The organism is Effusibacillus consociatus (assembly GCF_042652925.1).
GTDB classification, from domain to species: domain Bacteria; phylum Bacillota; class Bacilli; order Tumebacillales; family Effusibacillaceae; genus Effusibacillus; species Effusibacillus consociatus.
The window spans coordinates 42,312-60,813 of sequence record NZ_JBHSHC010000106.1; the positions used below are offsets into that span (position 1 = coordinate 42,312).

General features: G+C 47.9%; 27 protein-coding genes, 3 tRNA genes and 1 pseudogene. 24 read left to right on the forward strand and 7 right to left on the reverse strand.

Translation table 11 applies throughout. The features are described from left to right. Positions 1–47: 47 nt before the first annotated feature. The gene (locus ACFO8Q_RS14080) at positions 48–683 is read right to left on the reverse strand and encodes a deoxynucleoside kinase (protein WP_380026447.1); all 636 of its coding nucleotides are present in this window, start codon (positions 681–683) and stop codon (positions 48–50) included. Between the two features lie 64 nt (positions 684–747). Between ACFO8Q_RS14080 and ACFO8Q_RS14085 the strand changes: the two genes are divergently transcribed. Both ACFO8Q_RS14085 and ACFO8Q_RS14090 read left to right on the forward strand, forming a co-directional pair. After that, positions 748–1,014, forward strand: a complete 267-nt coding sequence (locus ACFO8Q_RS14085) for a hypothetical protein (RefSeq protein WP_380026448.1) — start codon at positions 748–750, stop codon at positions 1,012–1,014. 41 nt (positions 1,015–1,055) lie between these two features. Further along, positions 1,056–1,149 (forward strand) — tRNA-Ser (locus tag ACFO8Q_RS14090). 48 nt (positions 1,150–1,197) lie between these two features. Here ACFO8Q_RS14090 and ACFO8Q_RS14095 read toward each other — a convergent pair. Together ACFO8Q_RS14095 and ACFO8Q_RS14100 are read right to left on the reverse strand one after the other, a co-directional pair. Then, the gene (locus ACFO8Q_RS14095) at positions 1,198–1,431 is read right to left on the reverse strand and encodes a hypothetical protein (protein WP_380026449.1); all 234 of its coding nucleotides are present in this window, start codon (positions 1,429–1,431) and stop codon (positions 1,198–1,200) included. A gap of 12 nt (positions 1,432–1,443) precedes the next feature. Beyond that, positions 1,444–1,683 carry a helix-turn-helix transcriptional regulator gene (locus ACFO8Q_RS14100; RefSeq protein ID WP_380026450.1) on the reverse strand — a complete coding sequence of 80 codons (240 nt, stop codon included), beginning with the start codon at positions 1,681–1,683 and terminating at the stop codon, positions 1,444–1,446. A 152-nt stretch (positions 1,684–1,835) separates the two neighbouring features. Between ACFO8Q_RS14100 and ACFO8Q_RS14105 the strand changes: the two genes are divergently transcribed. The 5 genes from ACFO8Q_RS14105 (at position 1,836) to ACFO8Q_RS14125 (ending at position 4,009) form a co-directional block, all read left to right on the forward strand. Beyond that, positions 1,836–2,225, forward strand: coding sequence for a helix-turn-helix domain-containing protein (locus tag ACFO8Q_RS14105; RefSeq protein ID WP_380026451.1), 390 nt, complete (start codon positions 1,836–1,838; stop codon positions 2,223–2,225). A 48-nt stretch (positions 2,226–2,273) separates the two neighbouring features. Further along, positions 2,274–2,352 (forward strand) — tRNA-Arg (locus ACFO8Q_RS14110). 220 nt (positions 2,353–2,572) lie between these two features. Then, on the forward strand, positions 2,573–2,842 hold the full coding sequence (locus ACFO8Q_RS14115) for an AbrB/MazE/SpoVT family DNA-binding domain-containing protein (protein ID WP_380026452.1): 270 nt from the start codon (positions 2,573–2,575) through the stop codon (positions 2,840–2,842). Next, complete coding sequence (locus ACFO8Q_RS14120; RefSeq protein ID WP_380026453.1) at positions 2,842–3,228, forward strand: type II toxin-antitoxin system death-on-curing family toxin; 387 nt, start codon at positions 2,842–2,844, stop codon at positions 3,226–3,228. Before ACFO8Q_RS14115 ends, ACFO8Q_RS14120 begins: the two co-directional genes overlap by 1 nt. A 220-nt stretch (positions 3,229–3,448) precedes the next feature. Continuing rightward, positions 3,449–4,009: a GerAB/ArcD/ProY family transporter gene (locus ACFO8Q_RS14125; protein WP_380026454.1), complete on the forward strand. Its 561-nt coding sequence runs from the start codon at positions 3,449–3,451 to the stop codon at positions 4,007–4,009. Here the strand turns inward: ACFO8Q_RS14125 and ACFO8Q_RS14130 are convergent. The 3 genes from ACFO8Q_RS14130 to ACFO8Q_RS14140 form a co-directional block, all read right to left on the reverse strand. Next, positions 3,994–4,335, reverse strand: a complete 342-nt coding sequence (locus tag ACFO8Q_RS14130) for a Ger(x)C family spore germination C-terminal domain-containing protein (protein WP_380026455.1) — start codon at positions 4,333–4,335, stop codon at positions 3,994–3,996. The two genes, ACFO8Q_RS14125 and ACFO8Q_RS14130, sit on opposite strands and share 16 nt — an antisense overlap. A gap of 13 nt (positions 4,336–4,348) precedes the next feature. Further along, a complete protein-coding gene (locus ACFO8Q_RS14135) occupies positions 4,349–4,669 on the reverse strand; it encodes a spore germination protein (RefSeq protein ID WP_380026456.1) in 321 nt (106 codons plus the stop codon). Positions 4,670–4,952: 283 nt separating this feature from the next. After that, entirely contained in the window at positions 4,953–5,156 is a 204-nt protein-coding gene (locus ACFO8Q_RS14140; RefSeq protein ID WP_380026457.1) for a hypothetical protein, read from the reverse strand. 223 nt (positions 5,157–5,379) lie between these two features. Between ACFO8Q_RS14140 and tadA the strand changes: the two genes are divergently transcribed. The 8 genes from tadA (at position 5,380) to ACFO8Q_RS14180 (ending at position 9,954) form a co-directional block, all read left to right on the forward strand. Beyond that, positions 5,380–5,829, forward strand: a complete 450-nt coding sequence (gene tadA / locus ACFO8Q_RS14145) for a tRNA adenosine(34) deaminase TadA (RefSeq protein ID WP_380026458.1) — start codon at positions 5,380–5,382, stop codon at positions 5,827–5,829. An 8-nt stretch (positions 5,830–5,837) separates the two neighbouring features. Beyond that, positions 5,838–5,928 (forward strand) — tRNA-Ser (locus tag ACFO8Q_RS14150). Between the two features lie 240 nt (positions 5,929–6,168). Continuing rightward, on the forward strand, positions 6,169–7,875 hold the full coding sequence (dnaX, locus tag ACFO8Q_RS14155; RefSeq protein ID WP_380026459.1) for a DNA polymerase III subunit gamma/tau: 1,707 nt from the start codon (positions 6,169–6,171) through the stop codon (positions 7,873–7,875). A 12-nt stretch (positions 7,876–7,887) separates the two neighbouring features. After that, a complete protein-coding gene (locus ACFO8Q_RS14160) occupies positions 7,888–8,193 on the forward strand; it encodes a YbaB/EbfC family nucleoid-associated protein (RefSeq protein WP_380026460.1) in 306 nt (101 codons plus the stop codon). Positions 8,194–8,220: 27 nt separating this feature from the next. Further along, a complete protein-coding gene (recR, locus tag ACFO8Q_RS14165) occupies positions 8,221–8,823 on the forward strand; it encodes a recombination mediator RecR (protein ID WP_380026513.1) in 603 nt (200 codons plus the stop codon). A gap of 229 nt (positions 8,824–9,052) precedes the next feature. Continuing rightward, a complete protein-coding gene (locus ACFO8Q_RS14170) occupies positions 9,053–9,328 on the forward strand; it encodes a DUF2508 family protein (RefSeq protein ID WP_380026461.1) in 276 nt (91 codons plus the stop codon). Between the two features lie 65 nt (positions 9,329–9,393). Beyond that, positions 9,394–9,663, forward strand: coding sequence for a pro-sigmaK processing inhibitor BofA family protein (locus tag ACFO8Q_RS14175; RefSeq protein WP_380026462.1), 270 nt, complete (start codon positions 9,394–9,396; stop codon positions 9,661–9,663). Positions 9,664–9,765: 102 nt separating this feature from the next. Beyond that, on the forward strand, positions 9,766–9,954 hold the full coding sequence (locus ACFO8Q_RS14180; RefSeq protein WP_380026463.1) for a sigma factor G inhibitor Gin: 189 nt from the start codon (positions 9,766–9,768) through the stop codon (positions 9,952–9,954). A gap of 36 nt (positions 9,955–9,990) precedes the next feature. Here the strand turns inward: ACFO8Q_RS14180 and ACFO8Q_RS14185 are convergent, their stop codons facing one another. Beyond that, the gene (locus ACFO8Q_RS14185) at positions 9,991–11,421 is read right to left on the reverse strand and encodes an NAD-dependent malic enzyme (protein ID WP_380026464.1); all 1,431 of its coding nucleotides are present in this window, start codon (positions 11,419–11,421) and stop codon (positions 9,991–9,993) included. Positions 11,422–11,574: 153 nt separating this feature from the next. Here ACFO8Q_RS14185 and ACFO8Q_RS14190 point away from each other — a divergent pair, with 153 nt between their 5' ends. The 9 genes and pseudogenes from ACFO8Q_RS14190 to rsmI all read left to right on the forward strand — a co-directional run bounded on the left by ACFO8Q_RS14190 (position 11,575) and on the right by rsmI (position 18,427). Continuing rightward, positions 11,575–13,026, forward strand: coding sequence for an aminotransferase class I/II-fold pyridoxal phosphate-dependent enzyme (locus ACFO8Q_RS14190; protein ID WP_380026465.1), 1,452 nt, complete (start codon positions 11,575–11,577; stop codon positions 13,024–13,026). A gap of 10 nt (positions 13,027–13,036) precedes the next feature. Next, entirely contained in the window at positions 13,037–13,705 is a 669-nt protein-coding gene (gene tmk / locus ACFO8Q_RS14195) for a dTMP kinase (protein ID WP_380026466.1), read from the forward strand. 28 nt (positions 13,706–13,733) lie between these two features. Next, a complete protein-coding gene (locus tag ACFO8Q_RS14200) occupies positions 13,734–14,063 on the forward strand; it encodes a cyclic-di-AMP receptor (protein ID WP_380026467.1) in 330 nt (109 codons plus the stop codon). Positions 14,064–14,164: 101 nt separating this feature from the next. Then, positions 14,165–14,611 carry a YaaR family protein gene (locus tag ACFO8Q_RS14205; protein WP_380026468.1) on the forward strand — a complete coding sequence of 149 codons (447 nt, stop codon included), beginning with the start codon at positions 14,165–14,167 and terminating at the stop codon, positions 14,609–14,611. Between the two features lie 10 nt (positions 14,612–14,621). After that, positions 14,622–15,602, forward strand: a complete 981-nt coding sequence (holB, locus tag ACFO8Q_RS14210) for a DNA polymerase III subunit delta' (protein ID WP_380026469.1) — start codon at positions 14,622–14,624, stop codon at positions 15,600–15,602. Between the two features lie 4 nt (positions 15,603–15,606). Then, positions 15,607–16,248 (forward strand): annotated as a pseudogene (locus tag ACFO8Q_RS14215) (PSP1 domain-containing protein); the annotation flags it as partial. Positions 16,249–16,278: 30 nt separating this feature from the next. After that, positions 16,279–16,602 (forward strand): DNA replication initiation control protein YabA, encoded by a 324-nt coding sequence (gene yabA / locus ACFO8Q_RS14220; RefSeq protein ID WP_380026470.1) that lies wholly within the window; start codon positions 16,279–16,281, stop codon positions 16,600–16,602. 186 nt (positions 16,603–16,788) lie between these two features. After that, on the forward strand, positions 16,789–17,559 hold the full coding sequence (locus tag ACFO8Q_RS14225; protein ID WP_380026471.1) for a tRNA1(Val) (adenine(37)-N6)-methyltransferase: 771 nt from the start codon (positions 16,789–16,791) through the stop codon (positions 17,557–17,559). After that, positions 17,543–18,427, forward strand: a complete 885-nt coding sequence (gene rsmI / locus ACFO8Q_RS14230) for a 16S rRNA (cytidine(1402)-2'-O)-methyltransferase (RefSeq protein ID WP_380026472.1) — start codon at positions 17,543–17,545, stop codon at positions 18,425–18,427. The genes ACFO8Q_RS14225 and rsmI overlap by 17 nt, the downstream gene beginning before the upstream one ends. Positions 18,428–18,502 lie beyond the last annotated feature (75 nt).

Here is an 18,502-nt window from a genome sequence, read left to right on the forward strand (position 1 = left end):
GCCTATTCAAGAGCCGCCTGCTTTTTTTCCTGCCGGTATCTTCACTGTTAACTCAAGTCATGTTGAATACGCATAAGCACAGCTTCCAAATCAGATTCACGCTCGACAAAATCAACTTCATCACCGTTAATGTCAATCACTGGAACCGTCGGGTGCGTTTTCTTGAACGAATCAAAAAAATTGTTGTAATCATGCTGGAGAACCCGAATGTATTCCTTTTCAATATTCTTTTCAAACGGACGTCCCCGTTTGGCAATACGTGACATAATGGTATCCACACTGGCATTCAGATAGACAATTAGAGAAGCCTGGGGCATGTCTGCAGTTAAGATATCATAGATCGTCAGATACTTGGCGAGCTCGGAACCCGATAAAGTGCGGCGGGCAAAGATCGTATTTTTAAAAATGTTATAATCTGCAACAACCGATTGTCCGGCCAACAAATGGCGGCTTTCTATATCACGCAGCTGCTTGTATCGGTTGCAAAGGAAAAACATCTCGGTTTGGAAGCTCCACTCTTCGATGTTCTCGTAAAATTTGCCCAAAAAAGGGTTTTCCTCGACAATTTCTTTCAGCAAAACAAAACCAAAACGCTCGGAGATGGCTTCGGCCAAAGAGGTTTTCCCGATTCCGATCGGGCCTTCGACTGTGATGAAATGAGGCTTCACTCGACTCCCTCCCATACTCGAATTCTAGCACAAAATCATGTATAATAGGTGGTATCTAAATAAAGGAGCCGATTCAACAATGATGTTTCTCGTGGGCTTGCTCGCGTTTATCGTTTGTGTAATTGTTCAGTTTTTCGCTTTGCACCGGGCGGCATTTGGCCGATTCCTGTTTATCACGGTTGCTTTCTTTTTCGTTGGATTCATGATCAGTTTATCTCCATATGACGTTTCAAAGATTATTTCGAAGATTTTCTACGTGTTTGCGTGGGGTTTTATGCTGCTGGTGACTTTCTATTCCATTGGCAGAAGGAATAAGATGAAAAAGTTAACAGACTCAAAATCTTGATTTCCGGCACTGAACACTGTACAATAGGGAAGTATCTTCAAGGAGTGATGGCCGAGTAGGTCGAAGGCGCTCGCCTGCTAAGCGAGTATACGGGGATAACTCGTATCGAGGGTTCGAATCCCTCTCACTCCGCCATTTACTGCATCCTACCCAACATAGAACCAGCCAAAACAGGCTGGTTTTTTATTTGGGTGCAGTTGCTCCTTCGTAGATCGATTCCGGTACAGCGAGCCCTCTCGGACCACCCGTAAGTTCCATAAGCCGTTCCAGCAGATAGGCGCGGTATACAAAACCGCCTTTCAGGCCAATCAATGTACTGATAATTTCATTCGTTGATAACGCTAGAATCTGCTGGATTTCCTGGTGACTCAACCGGTTATTCCGGATCAAATTGGACACTACATCTTTTTCATTCATACAGATTTTGATTCACCCCTCGTGATCAGGATTGTTTGCGGAATCGGAGAACCCGGAAAAAATGTCGGGAAACAGATCTCTGGCTGGTACCCCATAGAAATGTTCTAGCTTCAACATGGTTTCCCGTCCCGGTTTGGATTGCCCGCCTTCCAATTTCCTTAGATAAATCGTCGAAATGCCAATTTCCATTGCAACCTGTTCTTGTGTCAAATTGCGGGATGCGCGTTCTTTGGATAGACGTTCTCTTCTCAAACTACCACCCCATTTGATACAAAAAGTATCTGATTAACTTTAGAATACATGTTACATTTTGTAACGTCAACCATAATTTTCATCTATTTTTTCATTTCGTTGTTCCAACAGATACAATTTGTAACTATAATAGAAGTCAAGGAGGTGGGAGTATGCTCGCGGAACGTCTGGCTATGTTAAGGGGTACGAGAACCCAGCAAGAAATTGCAGATGCACTCGGTATTTCTCGAGCTCGATACGCCCACTATGAAAACGGCAGAAATGAACCGGATATTAAGACATTGATTCGTTTGGCTGATTTGTTTGAAGTGAAGGTAGATTATTTGTTGGGGAGATCGGATACTGTAAAAGACGCAAGAGCGAATTATAAGTCTCCGCTGCTTGATGAAGCACGTGAAATTGCCGAACTGTTTAAGAAAGATCCGGAAAGTCACAAGTTTTGGATGGCTTATAAGCAGGCGGTTCCGAAGAGACGCAAGGAATTTCTTCGCACGTGGAAAATTATGATGGAATTGGAAAAGGAGAACGGCTTAACCAAGTGAAAGTTTGCCGGTTGATTCTGCACGGCGGAATCCATATAATATGACCATGCACCCGTAGCTCAGGCGGATAGAGCGGTCGTTTCCTAAACGACGTCTTGGGGGGGTTCGAATCCCTCCGGGTGCACCAGAAATTCTTGTGTGGCGTGGGTTTTCGCGTTAGCGATAACTTGCGCCTTTTCTTTTTTGGTCACGGTTTGGTCACATAGATGATTTTTTCGCATGTCTTTCTCCAAAAAGCTCTTCTCCAAATTGAGTGGCGGCGGTAACAAAAAAGTTTTGATTTTTGGGTGAATCACGTATAATTATTATAACATTAGAACATAAAATGAATGGGGGCGGGATTATTGATGAGAGTGGTGACGAACCGGATGATGGAGCGGAAGGTAACGAAGATCGGGAATAGTCTTGGTGTTACCATGACCGAGGCTTTGAAGAAAATTGGCGTTGATTCCGGGGACATTGTAAGTATTGACATCCGCGAAGAGGCTGGCGAAATCGTGATCAAGAAAAGCGAGCGGATGGCGTTACCTAAAGGCGTGACACGAGAGTTTCTGGAGACACTTCACGCCGTCATGAACGAATATGACGAAACATTGAAAGGGCTTAAAGATCGATAATGACTGTTCGTTATCTGTCCGTACAACATATTGTCGCAATCAATGTATCAACAATCCAGCGATATAGCCCGTCCGAGCAGATCGGCATTAAAAGCGAATCCCTTTTGGAATCGGCGGTATACCGTCCCCAACAATCTGCTTTCGGTGAGGATGCCTACCCAACGATCTTCGAGAAAGCCGCCGCATTATTTGAATCACTTGGCCAGAATCATGCGTTTCAAAACGCCAACAAACGAACAGCTTTCACGGCCATGGTGATGTTTCTGCGATACAACGGATATTTCTTCAAAATGGAGCAAAAACAGGCGGAGGATTTCACGGTTGCGATGGTGGAGCATGAATACAGCTTTGAGCGTCTCGTGGAAATCATCAAAAATCATTCATAATGAATACTAGCGCTTGGACAAGACCGGTATTTCCGGACGTAGGAGAACGGCTGTTGGATTCGCGCACCATCTATTTATTAGTGCGGATTTTCCGTTTTTGCGGAAAGTCCGTCTTTTTTCTTTAGGCATGATCGCAGCTCGAGCGGATCTGTAGTTATGAATAAACGGTCTTACGGTAAAAATAATCTGTAGACCTTCCTTGGTAAGGATTGACGTTAGTATGACGCGTATAAGCAAAACTCAACTGTTTGCTCTTATCATGTTGTTTGAGATCGGGAGTACGACGCTCTTTGCATTGGGAATTGACGCAAAGCAGGACGCATGGATCGCGATTCTGATCGCGATGCTCGTAGGCTTTATTCTGCTATGGATCTATATGAAAATCCAAAGCTATTACCCGGACAAAAATTTTGTTGATATTCTGATTGAGACTTTGGGGAAGCCGATTGCCGCACCTTTGATCATCCTCTACGCTTTCTATTTTTTGTTGATATCCTTTCAAAATTCCCGTGAATTTGGTGACCTGATTGTCATGATCTTTCTCCCCACCACACCGCTGGTGGTTATTCTCGCCGTTTCCATGCTTACTACCGTTTATATCCTTTGTTTGGGATACGAAGTGTTCGCTCGCACAAGCGAAATCATGCTTCCAGTTGTTTTATTTTTTATTATCGGTTGCGTTACTTATGAGGTGGATAAACGTGTCCGATCTAAATGCATTAAAAGAAGCCGGTGTGCTTCCAAGCGTTCGGCATCACAGGCGGATTATTGTATACGGTAATCCTCGCATTCATTCTGCTGTATAACGTCGTGTTGTATGTTGTAAAGATTCTGACACAGAGAAGGAAAAACTGACAGTTCTTCTTCGGGAGGATAAGTGGGACCTTGCTTTAACTGTGTCGTTCTAAGAGTTACATTTGCGTTTACGGTATATTCAACCTTAGGAAACAAATCACTCCACTTGTCTTTGATTTCGTTCCACTTGCCGGGGTATTTTTTATTCAACGCACTTCCAAAACGCAAAATATCGGACTTGAACTCTTTTTGTGCTTTATCAACAGTCTTTCGTAGTTCTTTTTCGATTACCTGTTTGTTTATTTCTTCCAATTGATTCAGATAATCAAGTCTTTCTTTTGGCTCGCTCTTCTTCCGCCTTTTTTAGTTCTTGAATGATTTCGGGATTCGCGATCCCTTCAATATATCCGATACATATAGATGTACGGGTTTGTTGCCCCAATGTGTATCTTTCAAACGTCAGATTCGGGTTTTTAATTTTTCTTCGAAGCAATGCAAGATTCACCTGAAGATTTTCAACAAATCCCTCACGAGGACCTCTCACCACAGACTCTGTATCCGGGTCTTGAACATTTCGTGCTTCGAAACCCTGTGTGCCGATTGTAAGAACGGTATCAAATCCGTCAACAAATAAAAGCCGTTTCACCGGATAAAATAGCTTCCGGTGTTAGTTTCTACATCTTTATAAATGGTGGAGTTATCTGCAACGTACTGTGCTGCTTCTTGCACCAATGTTTTTTCCTCTGGATTTCAGATGGAAATATTTCTGGATCTTGTCAAACAAGCAGCAGTCACCCCAAAATTCTTACCGTTTGCCGTATTATTTGTAAAAAAATAGGGGGCGAAATGCAAGGCTCCGAATGAGCGATAGGGGATAAGGCGGAAGGGTTCGTAAAGCCCCGGAAAAACAGATTCCGAGGCTCTTTTTCTTACAGTGACGTTCCGTATCTTTTGGTTTTTTTGTTGGTCACAGTTCTTCTCGTGTTTGGATGAGGTTCAATTGCAACAAAACGCGGACAAAACACGACCTCTACAAAAGCGGGTTGTTTGCAGGCTAATTCTTGGCAGCGCTGACAACGGTCTGCGCAATCATACAAGATTTCTATCTGCTCGGCTTCGAATACCCGGTGCATCTTAAATTACCTCCTACCCCAGGATTACTGGCTTATTTCTTGCTGTACCAGGAAAAATCCTTTTTTATATGTGAAAAAAACTGTGGTTTTATGATTTTGCACGGAGCAAAGGGCTAGCATACAAGCAATTTGTCCCAGAGCGCCGTATTTTATTGATTTTTGGCATCGAATTATGGTAAACTGGCATTCCATGCATCCCTGATAATTGGTGGTGCCCAGAACTATGCAGCATGAATTGTATATGCGAGAAGCTCTTGCAGAAGCCCAAAAAGCGGCCGGGTGGGGAGAAGTTCCCATAGGAGCAGTAGTGGTTTATGACGGAAAAGTGATTGCCCGCGGACACAATATGAGGGAAACCTGGAAAGATCCGACTGCCCATGCCGAGATCCTGGCAATTCGGGAGGCTGGCCGTATTCTTGGCGGTTGGCGGCTCGTGGGATGTAAGTTGTATGTTACGTCAGAGCCTTGTCCGATGTGTGCGGGAGCCATCCTGTTGTCTCGTGTCGACGAGGTGGTGTTTGGGGCGAAGGAACCGAAATTTGGCGCTGCCGGCTCGATCGTGAATCTCATCGAAACCGATGAATTTAACCATCGACCACAACTTACCTCTGGCATCATGGAAGAGGAGTGTGGTATGATACTGAAGGAGTTTTTTCAACAACGCCGAAAATAACGCAATCTGGAGAGGTGTCCGAGCTGGTCGAAGGAGCACGACTCGAAATCGTGTAGGCGGGGAACCGTCTCGTGGGTTCGAATCCCACCCTCTCCGCCACGAGAGCCATCCGCTCAGACCGGGTCCTGTGCGACGGGAACTCCTGAACCGTGTCAGGTCCTGACGGAAGCAGCACTAAGGGAATCTTTCCGTGTGCCGCAGGGGTGCCTGGTCTGAACAGATGGCTTTCAACATGACCGTTCTTATGCTGAGGACGGTTTTTGCTTTATTATTCCTTTGTTTGTTGGTCTGTATATGGTAAGCTAGAAATAGCATGCTTATTATCTTAGGAGGGCTCACATGTCGTACATAGCCTTGTACCGGGAATGGCGCCCGCAATCATTTGCAGACATGGTAGGCCAAGAACACGTTACGCGAACATTGCAAAACGCGCTAAGAACGAACAGGCTTGCTCATGCTTATTTATTCTCGGGTCCAAGAGGAACAGGGAAAACAAGTTCGGCCAAAATTTTGGCTAAAGCGATCAACTGTGAGCACGGACCGACGGACGAGCCCTGTAACGTTTGTGCGGCGTGCCGAGGTATAACAGCGGGTTCGATTATGGACGTCGTAGAAATTGACGCAGCTTCCAACCGCGGCGTGGATGAAATCCGGGATTTGCGGGAACAAGTGAAGTATGCACCGACAGAAGTCCGTTACAAAGTATACATTGTGGACGAAGTTCACATGCTGACGACAGAAGCGTTTAACGCGTTGTTAAAAACGTTGGAAGAGCCGCCCAAACATGTTGTGTTTATCTTGGCGACAACGGAGCCTCACAAGCTTCCGGCAACCATTATTTCGCGCTGTCAACGGTTCGATTTCCGACGGATTGCAGGTCGACAGACGGTTGACCGGTTGCGGTATATTGCGGAGCAGAAACAAATTGAGGTCGATGATGACGCGTTGTGGATGGTAGCCCGTGCGGCAGAAGGCGGTATGCGGGACGCGTTGTCCATTTTTGACCAAGTGATATCATTTGGCGGCGATAAAGTAACAGTAGAGGCCGTTGTAACTTTAATAGGCGGAGTTCGAACCGATACATTGGCTTCGATAGCACGATCTATAGCCAACAAGGAAATCCAGCAGGTACTGCGGTTGACCGGAGATTTGATTGATGACGGGAGAGACGTGGTGCAAATCCTGCACGATTTAACCGTGTATTTCCGTGACCTTCTGATGTATAAAACAGTACCCGGGTTGGAAGAAATCCAAGATCGCATACACTACGATAAGACGTTTCCCGAAGTGGCGGAGTTGTTCACCTCATCCCGATTGATCGCTTTGATTGACCAGATGACGGAAACGTCACAAGAAATGAAGTGGCACAGTCAAGGCCGTCTTTTGCTTGAAATGCTGCTGGTTCGTCTTTGCAAAACGGAATCATCGGATGTACAGGGCTTGCTTCGCCGGATTGAAGAGTTGGAACGCAAGGTGGAGCAAGGAGTTCCCGCAGCGCAACCTGGAATACGGACACAAGCAGCGCCTGCTGCGGCAAGTTTCAGCCAACCCGCCAAGCCGATCCCGCCCGCCGAAAAAGAAGCTCCAGCCAAAGCGGCTCCCGAGGCAAAAGCCACGCCGTCTCCGACGCCAATCCCAGCCTCCCGCTCTATTGACAAACTGCTGAAAAATCCGAGCCAAGAACGGTTTGAGAAAATTTCATCAGGCTGGAACCAAATCCTTGATGAAGTCAAGCGGCGCAAAATCACCGCTCAAGCATGGCTGTTGGATGGGGAACCTGCAGCGGTGGACAGCGGAAACGTGATTGTGGCTTTTAAAAATCAAATCCATCGGGACACCGTCATGAAGCCGATTCATAAATCGGTCATCGACGAAGTACTGACGGAATATATGGGAGAACCGAGTTCACTGGTTGCGATCCTGCAATCCGAATGGAAGTCGTATAAACAGGAAGGGGCTGCCGAGTTAGCGGCCGCAAGTGAAAATTCTCTTGTGAACGACGTGATCAATTTGTTCGGGCAAGAAATTGTTGAGATTGAAGAGTAGGAGGAAAACAGAATGAAAAATATGAATCAGTTGATGAAACAAGCGAAGAAAATGCAGGAAGACCTGATGAAAGCGCAAGCAGCGTTAGGAGAAAAGACCGTGGAAGGAACCGCGGGCGGCGGTGCAGTCACTGTTGTGGTGACCGGTCACAAGCTGGTTAAATCGGTTACGATTAAGCCTGAAGTAGTGGATCCGGAAGATGTGGAAATGCTCCAGGACCTTGTCTTGGCCGCAGTAAATGATGCAATGAAAAAAGCGGATGAAATGTCACAAAAAGAGATGGGGCATCTCACCAAAGGACTGAATTTTCCATTCTAGATTTGCAGGTAGGGGAGAAACTGCATGTTGTATTACCCGCAGCCGATTGCCGATTTGATTGACGGTTTCATGCTGCTGCCTGGAATCGGACCCAAAACCGCTCAGCGACTCGCTTTTCATGTTCTTTCCATGAAAGAAGAGGACGTGATGGAGTTTGCGAAGGCGCTTGTGAATGCAAAAAGACACCTCCATTATTGTTCGCAGTGCTGCAACATTACGGATGTGGATCCCTGCCGCATATGCAGCGACCCGTCCCGAAACAGAGAACTTCTTTGTGTGGTACAAGACGCCAAAGATGTTGTGGCGATGGAGAAGACTCGTGAATTTAACGGCCGTTATCATGTATTGCAGGGGGCAATTTCCCCGATGGAAGGGATCGGGCCGGATCAAATTCGGATTCCGGAGCTGCTTCGCCGTCTGCAAGAGACGGATGTGAACGTCAATGAAGTGATCTTGGCGACCAACCCGAATGTGGAAGGGGAGGCAACCGCGATGTATATTTCGCGTCTCCTGAAACCGGCAGGGATTAAGATCACCCGCATCGCACACGGACTTCCCGTAGGCGCCGACTTGGAATACGCAGATGAAGTGACCCTGTCCAAGGCGTTGGAAGGGCGTCGCGAAATATAAAAAACCCCGTAAAGTGAAGTGAAGCTTTGCAGCAACACCGAGTACTTTACGGGGGCCCCGGAAAAAACGGACCCGGAAAAGAATAAGGGACCGAAAAACAAGAAACAGTGCATCGACAGTGACCCAGCCATCATGGCTGAGGTCACTTTTTAACAAATATGGAATAGTTCGGTTCGCTCCCGACTATACTCTAGTGTCACGAGTTTCGTAGAGTGCTAGGGGGAGGACAATGAGTGGGAAACATTTTTGGAGCAAGTGGATGTTTTGGATGGAAGGAGAGAATAAGGAGGAACCTTCCGAAGAGGAGAAGTTCTTTGCCGAACTCCAGCAAGCACATAAAGAGTGGGTTCTCGCACAGCAGCGAATCGATTTGTTGGCAGACCCCGAATTGATTGACCATGCGATTTTTGTTTTGGAAGCGGCGGAGAAAAAGTATAACTTTTATTTGCGGAAAGCCCGGGAAAAAGGCATTCGCGTGAACATTCCATATCCAAAAGCCATGTGATACAGAAAATGGTCTAGCTTGTCTGAGTGTCTCATAGGATACAGTAGGACAAGGAGGGAAAACGGATGAGCACGCTGCAAATCGCAGGATTGGCTTTGGGAGGATTGGTCGCAATTTATTTGCTGTCTCAGGTGGTTCGAGAGCCCGGCGGTATTGTGATCGGAATTGGGAAGGCACTATTGTTTGGGGTAATCGGTTTGTTCCTATTAAATTTGGCAGGTCAATACATCCAACTTCATATCCCGATTAATCCGTTGACTGCGTTATTGGTTGGACTTCTTGGCGTGCCGGGGCTGGCCGCTTTGATCGTGATCCAATTGTGGATTCTTGCGTAAGGTTCACCTGTTTTCCGACTTTTTCATAGGATAGAGGTATAAAAACCTAGAGATTTGCCCTACACTGAATGCTAGATGAAAGAGTCGGAAAGTGGTGATTCGATGAGTGAGAGTTCACAGACTCGCGTCTGTATCGTTTGCAGGGAACCCAAGTCCGAAGGGATTCGAATCTGGGAACAATTTGTATGCGTTTCTTGCGAGCGGGAAATCGTGCAAACAGACGTTGAAGACGAGAAGTACCCTTTTTATATTGAACGGATGAAAGGAATCTGGTTCGACATGATTTCGTAGAAATAGGAAAGCCACCCACCTGGGTGGCTTTTCGGTTTAAAAGTTATTGTTGGAAGTGACGTCCCCACGGCGGGCGACACCGGTGTCATACGCAGCCTCGATTACCGCTTTCGACACAACCTCCGCCACTCGCTTGTTGAACACGGAAGGTATGATATAGTGCTCGGACAACTCTTCATCTGTCACAACCGAGGCAATCGCACGAGCTGCAGCTAACTTCATTTCTTCGTTAATGGTGCTTGCCCGACATTCGAGAGCACCTTTAAAGATCCCGGGGAAGCAGAGCACGTTGTTGATTTGGTTCGGATAATCGGAACGTCCGGTTGCCATTACCCGTACATACGGTTCCGCTTCTTCCGGATCAATTTCCGGATTGGGGTTCGCCATGGCAAAAACGATAGGATCTTTTGCCATCGATTTCAGATGCTCCACTTTCAGGACACCAGGTCCCGACAATCCGATAAACACATCCGCCCCTTGAATTGCGTCATCCAGAGTACCGGTCAGATTCAGCGGGTTGGTGTTTTTCGCATACCAATCCCACATATTGTTATCATAATCCTGGTTTCGATTCAGAATCCCTACTCGGTCTACACCGATAATATTTTTCACACCAGCCGCAAGAACCATTTTGGAACAAGCGACACCTGCCGCTCCAATTCCGACAACGACAACCTTCAGATCTTTAAGACGCTTGCCCACTACTTTTGCTGCGTTGATCAAGCCGGCCAGAAGAACCACTGCCGTACCGTGCTGATCGTCATGGAATACGGGGATATCCAGTTCTTCTTTCAGACGTTCTTCAATTTCGAAACAACGCGGAGATGAGATGTCTTCCAGATTAATGCCGCCAAATGCTGGAGCAATTGCTTTCACAATCCGAACAATTTCATCAGGGTCTTTGGTGTCCAGACAAATCGGAAATGAATCGACACCGGCAAATTGCTTAAACAGCATCGCTTTCCCTTCCATTACAGGCATCGCTGCATAAGGGCCGATGTCTCCCAGACCCAGTACCGCAGTACCATCGGAAACTACGGCAACCGTGTTCCGTTTAATGGTCAACTGGAACGCCTTGGAAGGATCCTCATGAATCGCTTGGCAGACGCGCGCCACGTGCGGAGTATATACGCGGGACAGATCATCCCGGTTTTTCACTTTGATTTTAGGAGTAACTTCCACCTTGCCACCAATGTGCATCAAGAAGGTCCGGTCGGATACATTGATTACTTTAATACCGGGAGCGGCATCCAGAGCATTGACGATTTTCTGTCCGTGTTCTCTGTCAAAAACGTTGATGTTTACGTCACGAATAACGGTTTCTTTCGATACCCGAATGACGTCGACCGCAATGATATCGCCGCCGGCTTCCCCTATTATCGAAGCAAGCTTGCCAAATGTAGTGCTCGAATTCTCCAATTCCAGACGAAAAATCAGGCTGAGCCCGACATTATGCTGCAGCGCCATTGTGAGGCCTCCCAAATATCAATATAATTTTAATAAAAACATTGAGTCTATTTTACAAGTTCGCTGTAGTTGAAACAAGTCTATGGCACGATATAATTGAAGAAACCTACCGGTTGGTTTAATTTTTATAGTTCATTATTTGGAGGCGGTCGTGTGAACAGTCGAATTCCCATGTTGGAAGCGCTCAGGGTACATCTTCAAACGAATCCCCTACCTCTTCATGTGCCCGGCCACAAGATGGGAAGAGGATTTCCAATGGATGCCGCACCCTGGTTGGGACAAGCACTCCGCTTGGACTTGACGGAACTTCCCGGTCTGGACGATTTGCACCAGCCGTCGGGGGCGATTCGTGAAGCGCAGGAGTTGGCTGCTGAAACGTTCGGGAGCGAGGAGACCTATTTTCTGGTTGGCGGTTCAACGGCCGGAAATATGGCGATGATTTTAACGGCTTGCCGACCGGGAGAATCGATCATTATCCCGCGTAATGCACACAAATCGGTGCATAATGCGATCGTGCTTGCTGGAGCGCGGCCGACTTATCTCTACCCGGAAGTCGACCGACAGTTTGGAATTCCAACGGAAATTACGGTTCAAGAAGTCAGACGCGCCCTGGAAGAGAACCCCGATGCTCAAGCTGTAATGCTGACGAGCCCGACCTATCAGGGAATTTGTTCGGATATTGCGGCAATTGCGGCGGAAGTTCACGGGCGGGGGAAACTGCTGTTGGTGGATGAGGCGCACGGGGCCCATTTTTCGTTTCATGAAAAATTGCCTGTTTCCGCGATCCGGTTGGGTGCCGATCTGGTCGTTCAGAGCACCCACAAAATGTTGGGGTCGTTGACGGGCAGTGCGATGCTGCATGGGAAACACGGCAGGTATGATGGGGAGCGATTGCGAACCATGCTTGGAATGGTGCAGACCTCAAGTCCGTCTTATCTGATGCTGCTGTCCTTGGACGCAGTCCGGCATGAAATGGCAACTCGTGGTCGCGGTCTGTTGGATGAAGCTCTGGAAGCGCTGGATGTGGGAAGAAATGAGGTAAACAAGCTCTCGGGTCTTACCCTTTACGAAGGGAAGAACATCACGTCAGGAGTGGACCCGTTTAAGTGGTGGATTCAAGTTGAGGGGTTGGGATTGAACGGTTTTGACGCAGAAGAGCTTTTGCGAGCGCGGAAAGGAATCTTTTTTGAGATGGCGGATGAGGCACATTTACTCGCCGTCTTTTCCTATGCGGATACCCAAAAACAGGTGAATCGCCTGGTAGAGGGACTGCGGTTTTTGGCGGAGACCCGGGCGGATCATTTGGCATCCGGTGCGGGGAAACGAAATCGGCCGGTATTCCCGCAACCTCATTTTCGTCTGGAACAGGCTGCACTTCCAAAAGATGCCTTGCATGGATTGCGCCGCCGTGTCAAACTGGAGGTAGCGACCGGACAAGTTGCCGCTGAACCTGTGATTCCTTATCCTCCCGGAATTCCTTTGATTCTGCCGGGAGAACGATATACCTCCGAGTTAGTCGAATATTTACAAGGAATGAAACAAATTGGTGCCCGGTTCCAAGGGACAGTTGATCCAACGGTTGAATATGTCCGGGTTCTGGAATAGGAGAATGCCCATGTCAGGATTGTTCATCACATTTGAAGGACCCGACGGAGCCGGCAAATCCACTCAATTGCGGCTGCTGGCTAACCATTTGGACTCTCTGGGCATAGCATACATTACAACCCGCGAACCGGGCGGAACGCCCATTTCCGATAAAATTCGTGCCCTGCTGCTCGATCCGGAAAACTCAGCCATGGCTCCGAAAACGGAGGCCTTCTTATACGCGGCTTCCCGAGCCCAGCATGTTGAGGAAGTGATAAGACCGGCTCTTGCTCGGGGAAAAGTGGTGCTGTGTGACCGGTATATCGATGCAAGCATTGCCTATCAAGCGGTTGGTTTAGGGCTATCACCGAAGATGATTCGGCGGTGGAGCGAAGAAGCGACCGACGGGTTGTGGCCGGTCCGAACATTTCTGATCGATATTCCCCCTGATCAAGGTTTGACAAGGATTCAATCACGGGGAGGACCGGATCGGATTGAAGGACGGGATCTGTCCTACCATTCCCGGGTTCGGGAAACTTTTCTTGCGTTAGCTTCTCAAGAACCGAATCGCTTCGTAGTGCTTGATGGAACAAAAACGATTCAAGAAATTGCAGATCAGGTTCGGCACGAGATGCAGACACTTCTAAATTTGGGAAACTCCGAAAAGAACGCCACCGTCCGTGGTGGCAAATCGGACTAGATCATCCATGATCTAAGGAGGGATTGCCTTGCGTCTAGTGATTGCAGTGGTCCAGGACAAAGATAGTGTGAAATTGTCAGACCGTCTTGTCAAGGCAGGCATCCGTGCGACCAAACTTGCGAGTACAGGCGGATTCCTGAAGTCAGGGAACTCCACGTTCCTGATTGGGGTAGAAGATGAAAAGGTGGACGAAGTTCTCGAACTCATACGGCAAAGCTGCCGGGCTCGGGAACAACTGGTTTCTCCCATGTCCCCAATGGGGAATCAAATGGATTCCTACGTCCCTTATCCCGTATCCGTTCAAGTAGGCGGTGCCACCGTATTCGTAGTGGACGTTGAAAAATACGCGCACTATTAAAATTACCCATTAAAGTGACGTAAGCCTTCGCAGCTTAATCCGAGTACTTTAATGGGGACCCGACAAGATCACTCATAGCCTCTAAAGCGAGGTGTATCGCAATGAAGATTAACCGCAGTTCGAGGTCGTTTATCGAACAATTGGGGTTACGTGAGGAGAAACAGGCAGGGGATGTGAATCGCCCTGCCTTTCAAGATATTTTATCCCTGTCGAATTCCCGCCTTCAGCAAGCTGAATTGGACAAGCTCCTGAGATCGATAGACCAACTCGGAAAGGAGCTGTCAAAACAATGCTCATGGAGAGCGTTGATGAATTACAAGGAGCGAATTCGCAGATTCCTGGAAGAGGTTGTGAAGGGCGGTTACGGAATCAGGGAACGACAGGGGTTTGACCGCCGCGGAAGGATGAAACTCTACAAAATGGTTTCTGAGATCGATGAATTGATGGCTCAATTGGCGGAAGAAGTGTTGAAGGAAGAAAAAAATGAACTCGAAATTCTGAAAAACATCGGGGATATTCGAGGTCTTCTTGTGAATCTTTATTCTTAAGGAGAACGTGATGCGTGTAAAATGGCCAGTGGCAGGCGTACCTGCAGAAATGTTACAAAATATGTTGGCAACCGGGCGATTGGCACATTCTTATCTGTTTCTGGGGCCGGAAGGTTCGGGAATGAAAGAAACAGCCGTTCATTTTGCCAAGGGCATCCTTTGCGAGCAGGAGCTCCCCGAAAGGCCTTGTGGGACATGCATTAACTGCCGGCGGGTGGATTCCGGAAATCATCCGGATCTTGTGTTTCTCGAACCGGATGGCCAAACCATCAAGATCCAACAAATCCGCGAGGTGCAGAAGTCGTTTTCGTTAAAAGCTTTGGAAGCCTCCCGCAAGGTGTATATTGTGACCCATGCCGAACTGATGACACCCGAAGCTGCGAACGCGCTGCTCAAGTTTCTTGAAGAACCTTCCACTCCAGTTGTGGCGATTCTGCTTGCGAATCGAAAGTCCGGCTTGATGCCGACCGTTGTTTCAAGATGCCAAATTATTCCATTTCAAAGAATTTCACCCGCTTTGATTCAGGCTGCCTTACAGGCTGAAGGAATGCCGGCTGCAAAGGCAAAATTGCTGTCCTACCTTAAGGAAAGTATTGACTCCGCTAGGAAATTTTCCGAGTATGAGAAATTTGCCGAAATTGTAAATCTGGTGGTACAATTAAGCGAAGAAGCAGCTTCGACAAGAGGCAATCCTCTTTTTCTTATACAGGACAAAATTCACAAGCCAGGTTGGACCTCTGAAGATGTGGAATCTTTCCTGGATTGTCTAGCATGGTGGTATCGAGACTTACTGAACGCGAAACTCGATAATATAGATCGGATTGTATTCGAGAGCCAAGCCTCTCGCATCCAGACCCAGGCAGCCTCCTACCGTTCAGAAGATTTGGTCCAAATGGTAGAGATTGTCCTGTCGACCAAAAAACGTTTACAATCCCATGCGAACCAGCAGTTGGCCCTGGAACACATGGTATTGCAGCTGCAGGGGGAATAATTCAATGAAATATACAGTGATCGGTGTCCGCTTCAAAAAAGCGGGCAAGATCTATTATTTCGATCCGGGACCACTTCCTGTGAGCGTCAACGATCATGTGATCGTCGAAACGGCCAGAGGAATTGAATACGGACATGTCGTAGTCGGGAAAAAAGAAGTTACGGAAAATGACGTAATTCTTCCGCTCAAAAAGGTCATCCGAATCGCAGACAAGAAAGATGCGGATCAGGTGGAGCAGAACAGGGAACAGGCGGTAAAAGCCCGCTCCATCTGCCTTGAGAAAATTCGCGATCACCAGTTGGAAATGAAGCTGGTGGACGTGGAATATACGTTTGACCGTAACAAAGTGATTTTTTATTTTACCGCGGATGGCCGGGTCGACTTCCGTGAACTGGTCAAGGATTTGGCAGCCGTATTCCGCACTCGCATCGAATTGCGTCAAATCGGTGTCCGTGATGAAGCGAAACTTCTCGGCGGAATCGGTCCGTGCGGTCGAGTTCTGTGTTGTTCTTCCTGGTTGGGTGACTTCGATCCGGTTTCCATCCGTATGGCGAAAGATCAAAATCTGTCCCTGAACCCGTCCAAGATTTCGGGTCTGTGCGGACGATTAATGTGCTGCTTGAAGTTCGAAAACGATTCCTATGAACAAGTTTCGGGATAAAGTGGGGGGAAGGCCATGGACAAACAAGCCGTGTTTGCCCAGGTCGCTAACTTAGAAGAGCGAATCGGGGAGCTTTATGGGGAACTGGGAAGCCTGAAGAAAAAGATTATGGAACTGCTGGAAGAAAACTCGAAGCTCCAAATCGAGAATGAGAATCTTCGCAACCGGCTGGAACGTCAAACCCACAAACAAGGGGACGTAAGTGTTCCCTTGGGGGAAGGGTTCGATGCCTTGGCGAGGCTCTATCACGAGGGGTTTCATGTCTGCAATGTCCATTACGGTTCCATGCGGACAGAGGGTGACTGTTTGTTCTGTCTCTCATTTCTTCATAAGTCTTGAGGTGTGACTTTCTTTGCGATTAAAGTTTTACACGCGTCCGATCAACGAGTTGCCTGGCTGTCATCGCTTCCTGCAGTGACGGGAATTTTGGCGCTGATCCCGGGCGCTATTTTTTTGGACAGATTGAAACCGAAACACTGCAGGAATTGGAATGATTGCAAATTGGACAGATGCGGAGGGGGACAGGTGGGATTTCAGCTTAAGCTTGGTGAACGTTTGGATGATCTGATGACAAAGGGGCTGTACTTGATTCAAAGCGAGGAAGTGTTCTCCTTTTCAATGGATGCGGTGCTGCTGGCTCATTATGCTTCTGTTCGCCCAAATGATCGGGTATTGGATCTCGGAACCGGCAATGGTGTCATTCCAATCCTGCTTACGACAAGAACGCGTTATCCTTTAAAACGGATTGTTGGGCTTGAACTTCAGGAACGGCTGGCAGACATGGCCCGGCGCAGTGTAGAAGGAAACAAGCTGGACGACCTGATTGACATTGTGAGAGGGGATCTAAGAGAAGCGGTGTCCCTGTTTGGGGCGGGCCAATTTGATCTGGTTACCTGCAATCCCCCTTATTTGCCGGTGGGACAGGGCGATCCCAATGCAAATGAACATGTTCGGATTGCCCGGCACGAAATGACGTGTACCCTGCATGATGCGGTAAAAGCGGCCGGTCAGATGACGAAGTCCGGCGGAAAAGCGGCTTTTGTTCACCGACCTGACCGTTTGGCGGATTTGCTTTATGAGATGAGGTGTGCGAAATTGGAACCCAAGCGAATGCGCTTGGTGTATCCACGGATTTCTCAAAAGCCCAGCATTATTCTGGTGGAAGCGATCAAGAACGGAAAACCGGATCTGAAGATCGATCCCCCTTTGATCGTCTACGGGGAAGACGGGAAGTGGACGGAGGAAGTCGAGGCTATTTATAACGGCGGGAGCGGTTCTCATGGAGAAGAAATTTAGCTTTCAAGGCACAAACGAAAAAGGCACGTTGTTCTTGGTTGCCACCCCGATAGGCAATTTGCAGGACATGACATTTCGGGCTGTCGAAGTGCTTAAGCGGTCTGCAGTCATTGCCGCAGAAGACACGCGGCAAACCCGCAAGTTAATGTCCCATTTTAACATAGAAGGTCCACGGCTGATGTCCTACCATGAACACAATAAAAATCGCATGGAGAATCAGATTCTTGAATTCTTGGAAGGTGGTCTCGATGTATCGCTTGTATCGGATGCGGGGACTCCGGGGATTTCCGACCCGGGCGAAGATATTGTTCGGGCAGCCGTGTCTGCAGGGCATACAGTTGTACCGATTCCGGGGGCGTGCGCGGGCATCACGGGGTTGATTGCTTCAGGACTGCCAACCGGTCAGTTTTCGTTTGTCGGGTTTCTGCCCCGGGAACGCAAAGACCGAAAAAAAGAATTGGAGCGCTGGAAGGGCCGCAAAGAAACATTAATTTTCTATGAAGCGCCTCACCGATTAAAAGATACGGTAAAAGACCTGCTTGAGCTGTTTGGCAACCGGCCAGTCACCGCTGCCAGAGAGTTGACCAAAAGATACGAAGAGTTTGCGAGGGGAACCCTTGAACAATTCCATGAAAGTCTTCAGACGGAGGCTCCAAAAGGGGAATATGTGCTGCTTGTTGCAGGCGCCAGTGAGGAGACGGCGGATGGGGAGCAGGAGGTTTGGTGGAGCAGCTTAACTCTGGAAGAACATGTACAAGCATTAATGAATCGGGGGATGCCGAAAAAAGATGCGATCAAGCAGGCGGCGAAAGATCGGAACATGCCCAAGCGCGATGTTTATAACGCGATCTTGCAGACTGAACAATAAAAGCGTTTTCTTACAACAAGAAACCATTGAATCGGACAAGCCGGTTCAATGGTTTATGTTTTGCCGGCTTTAAAC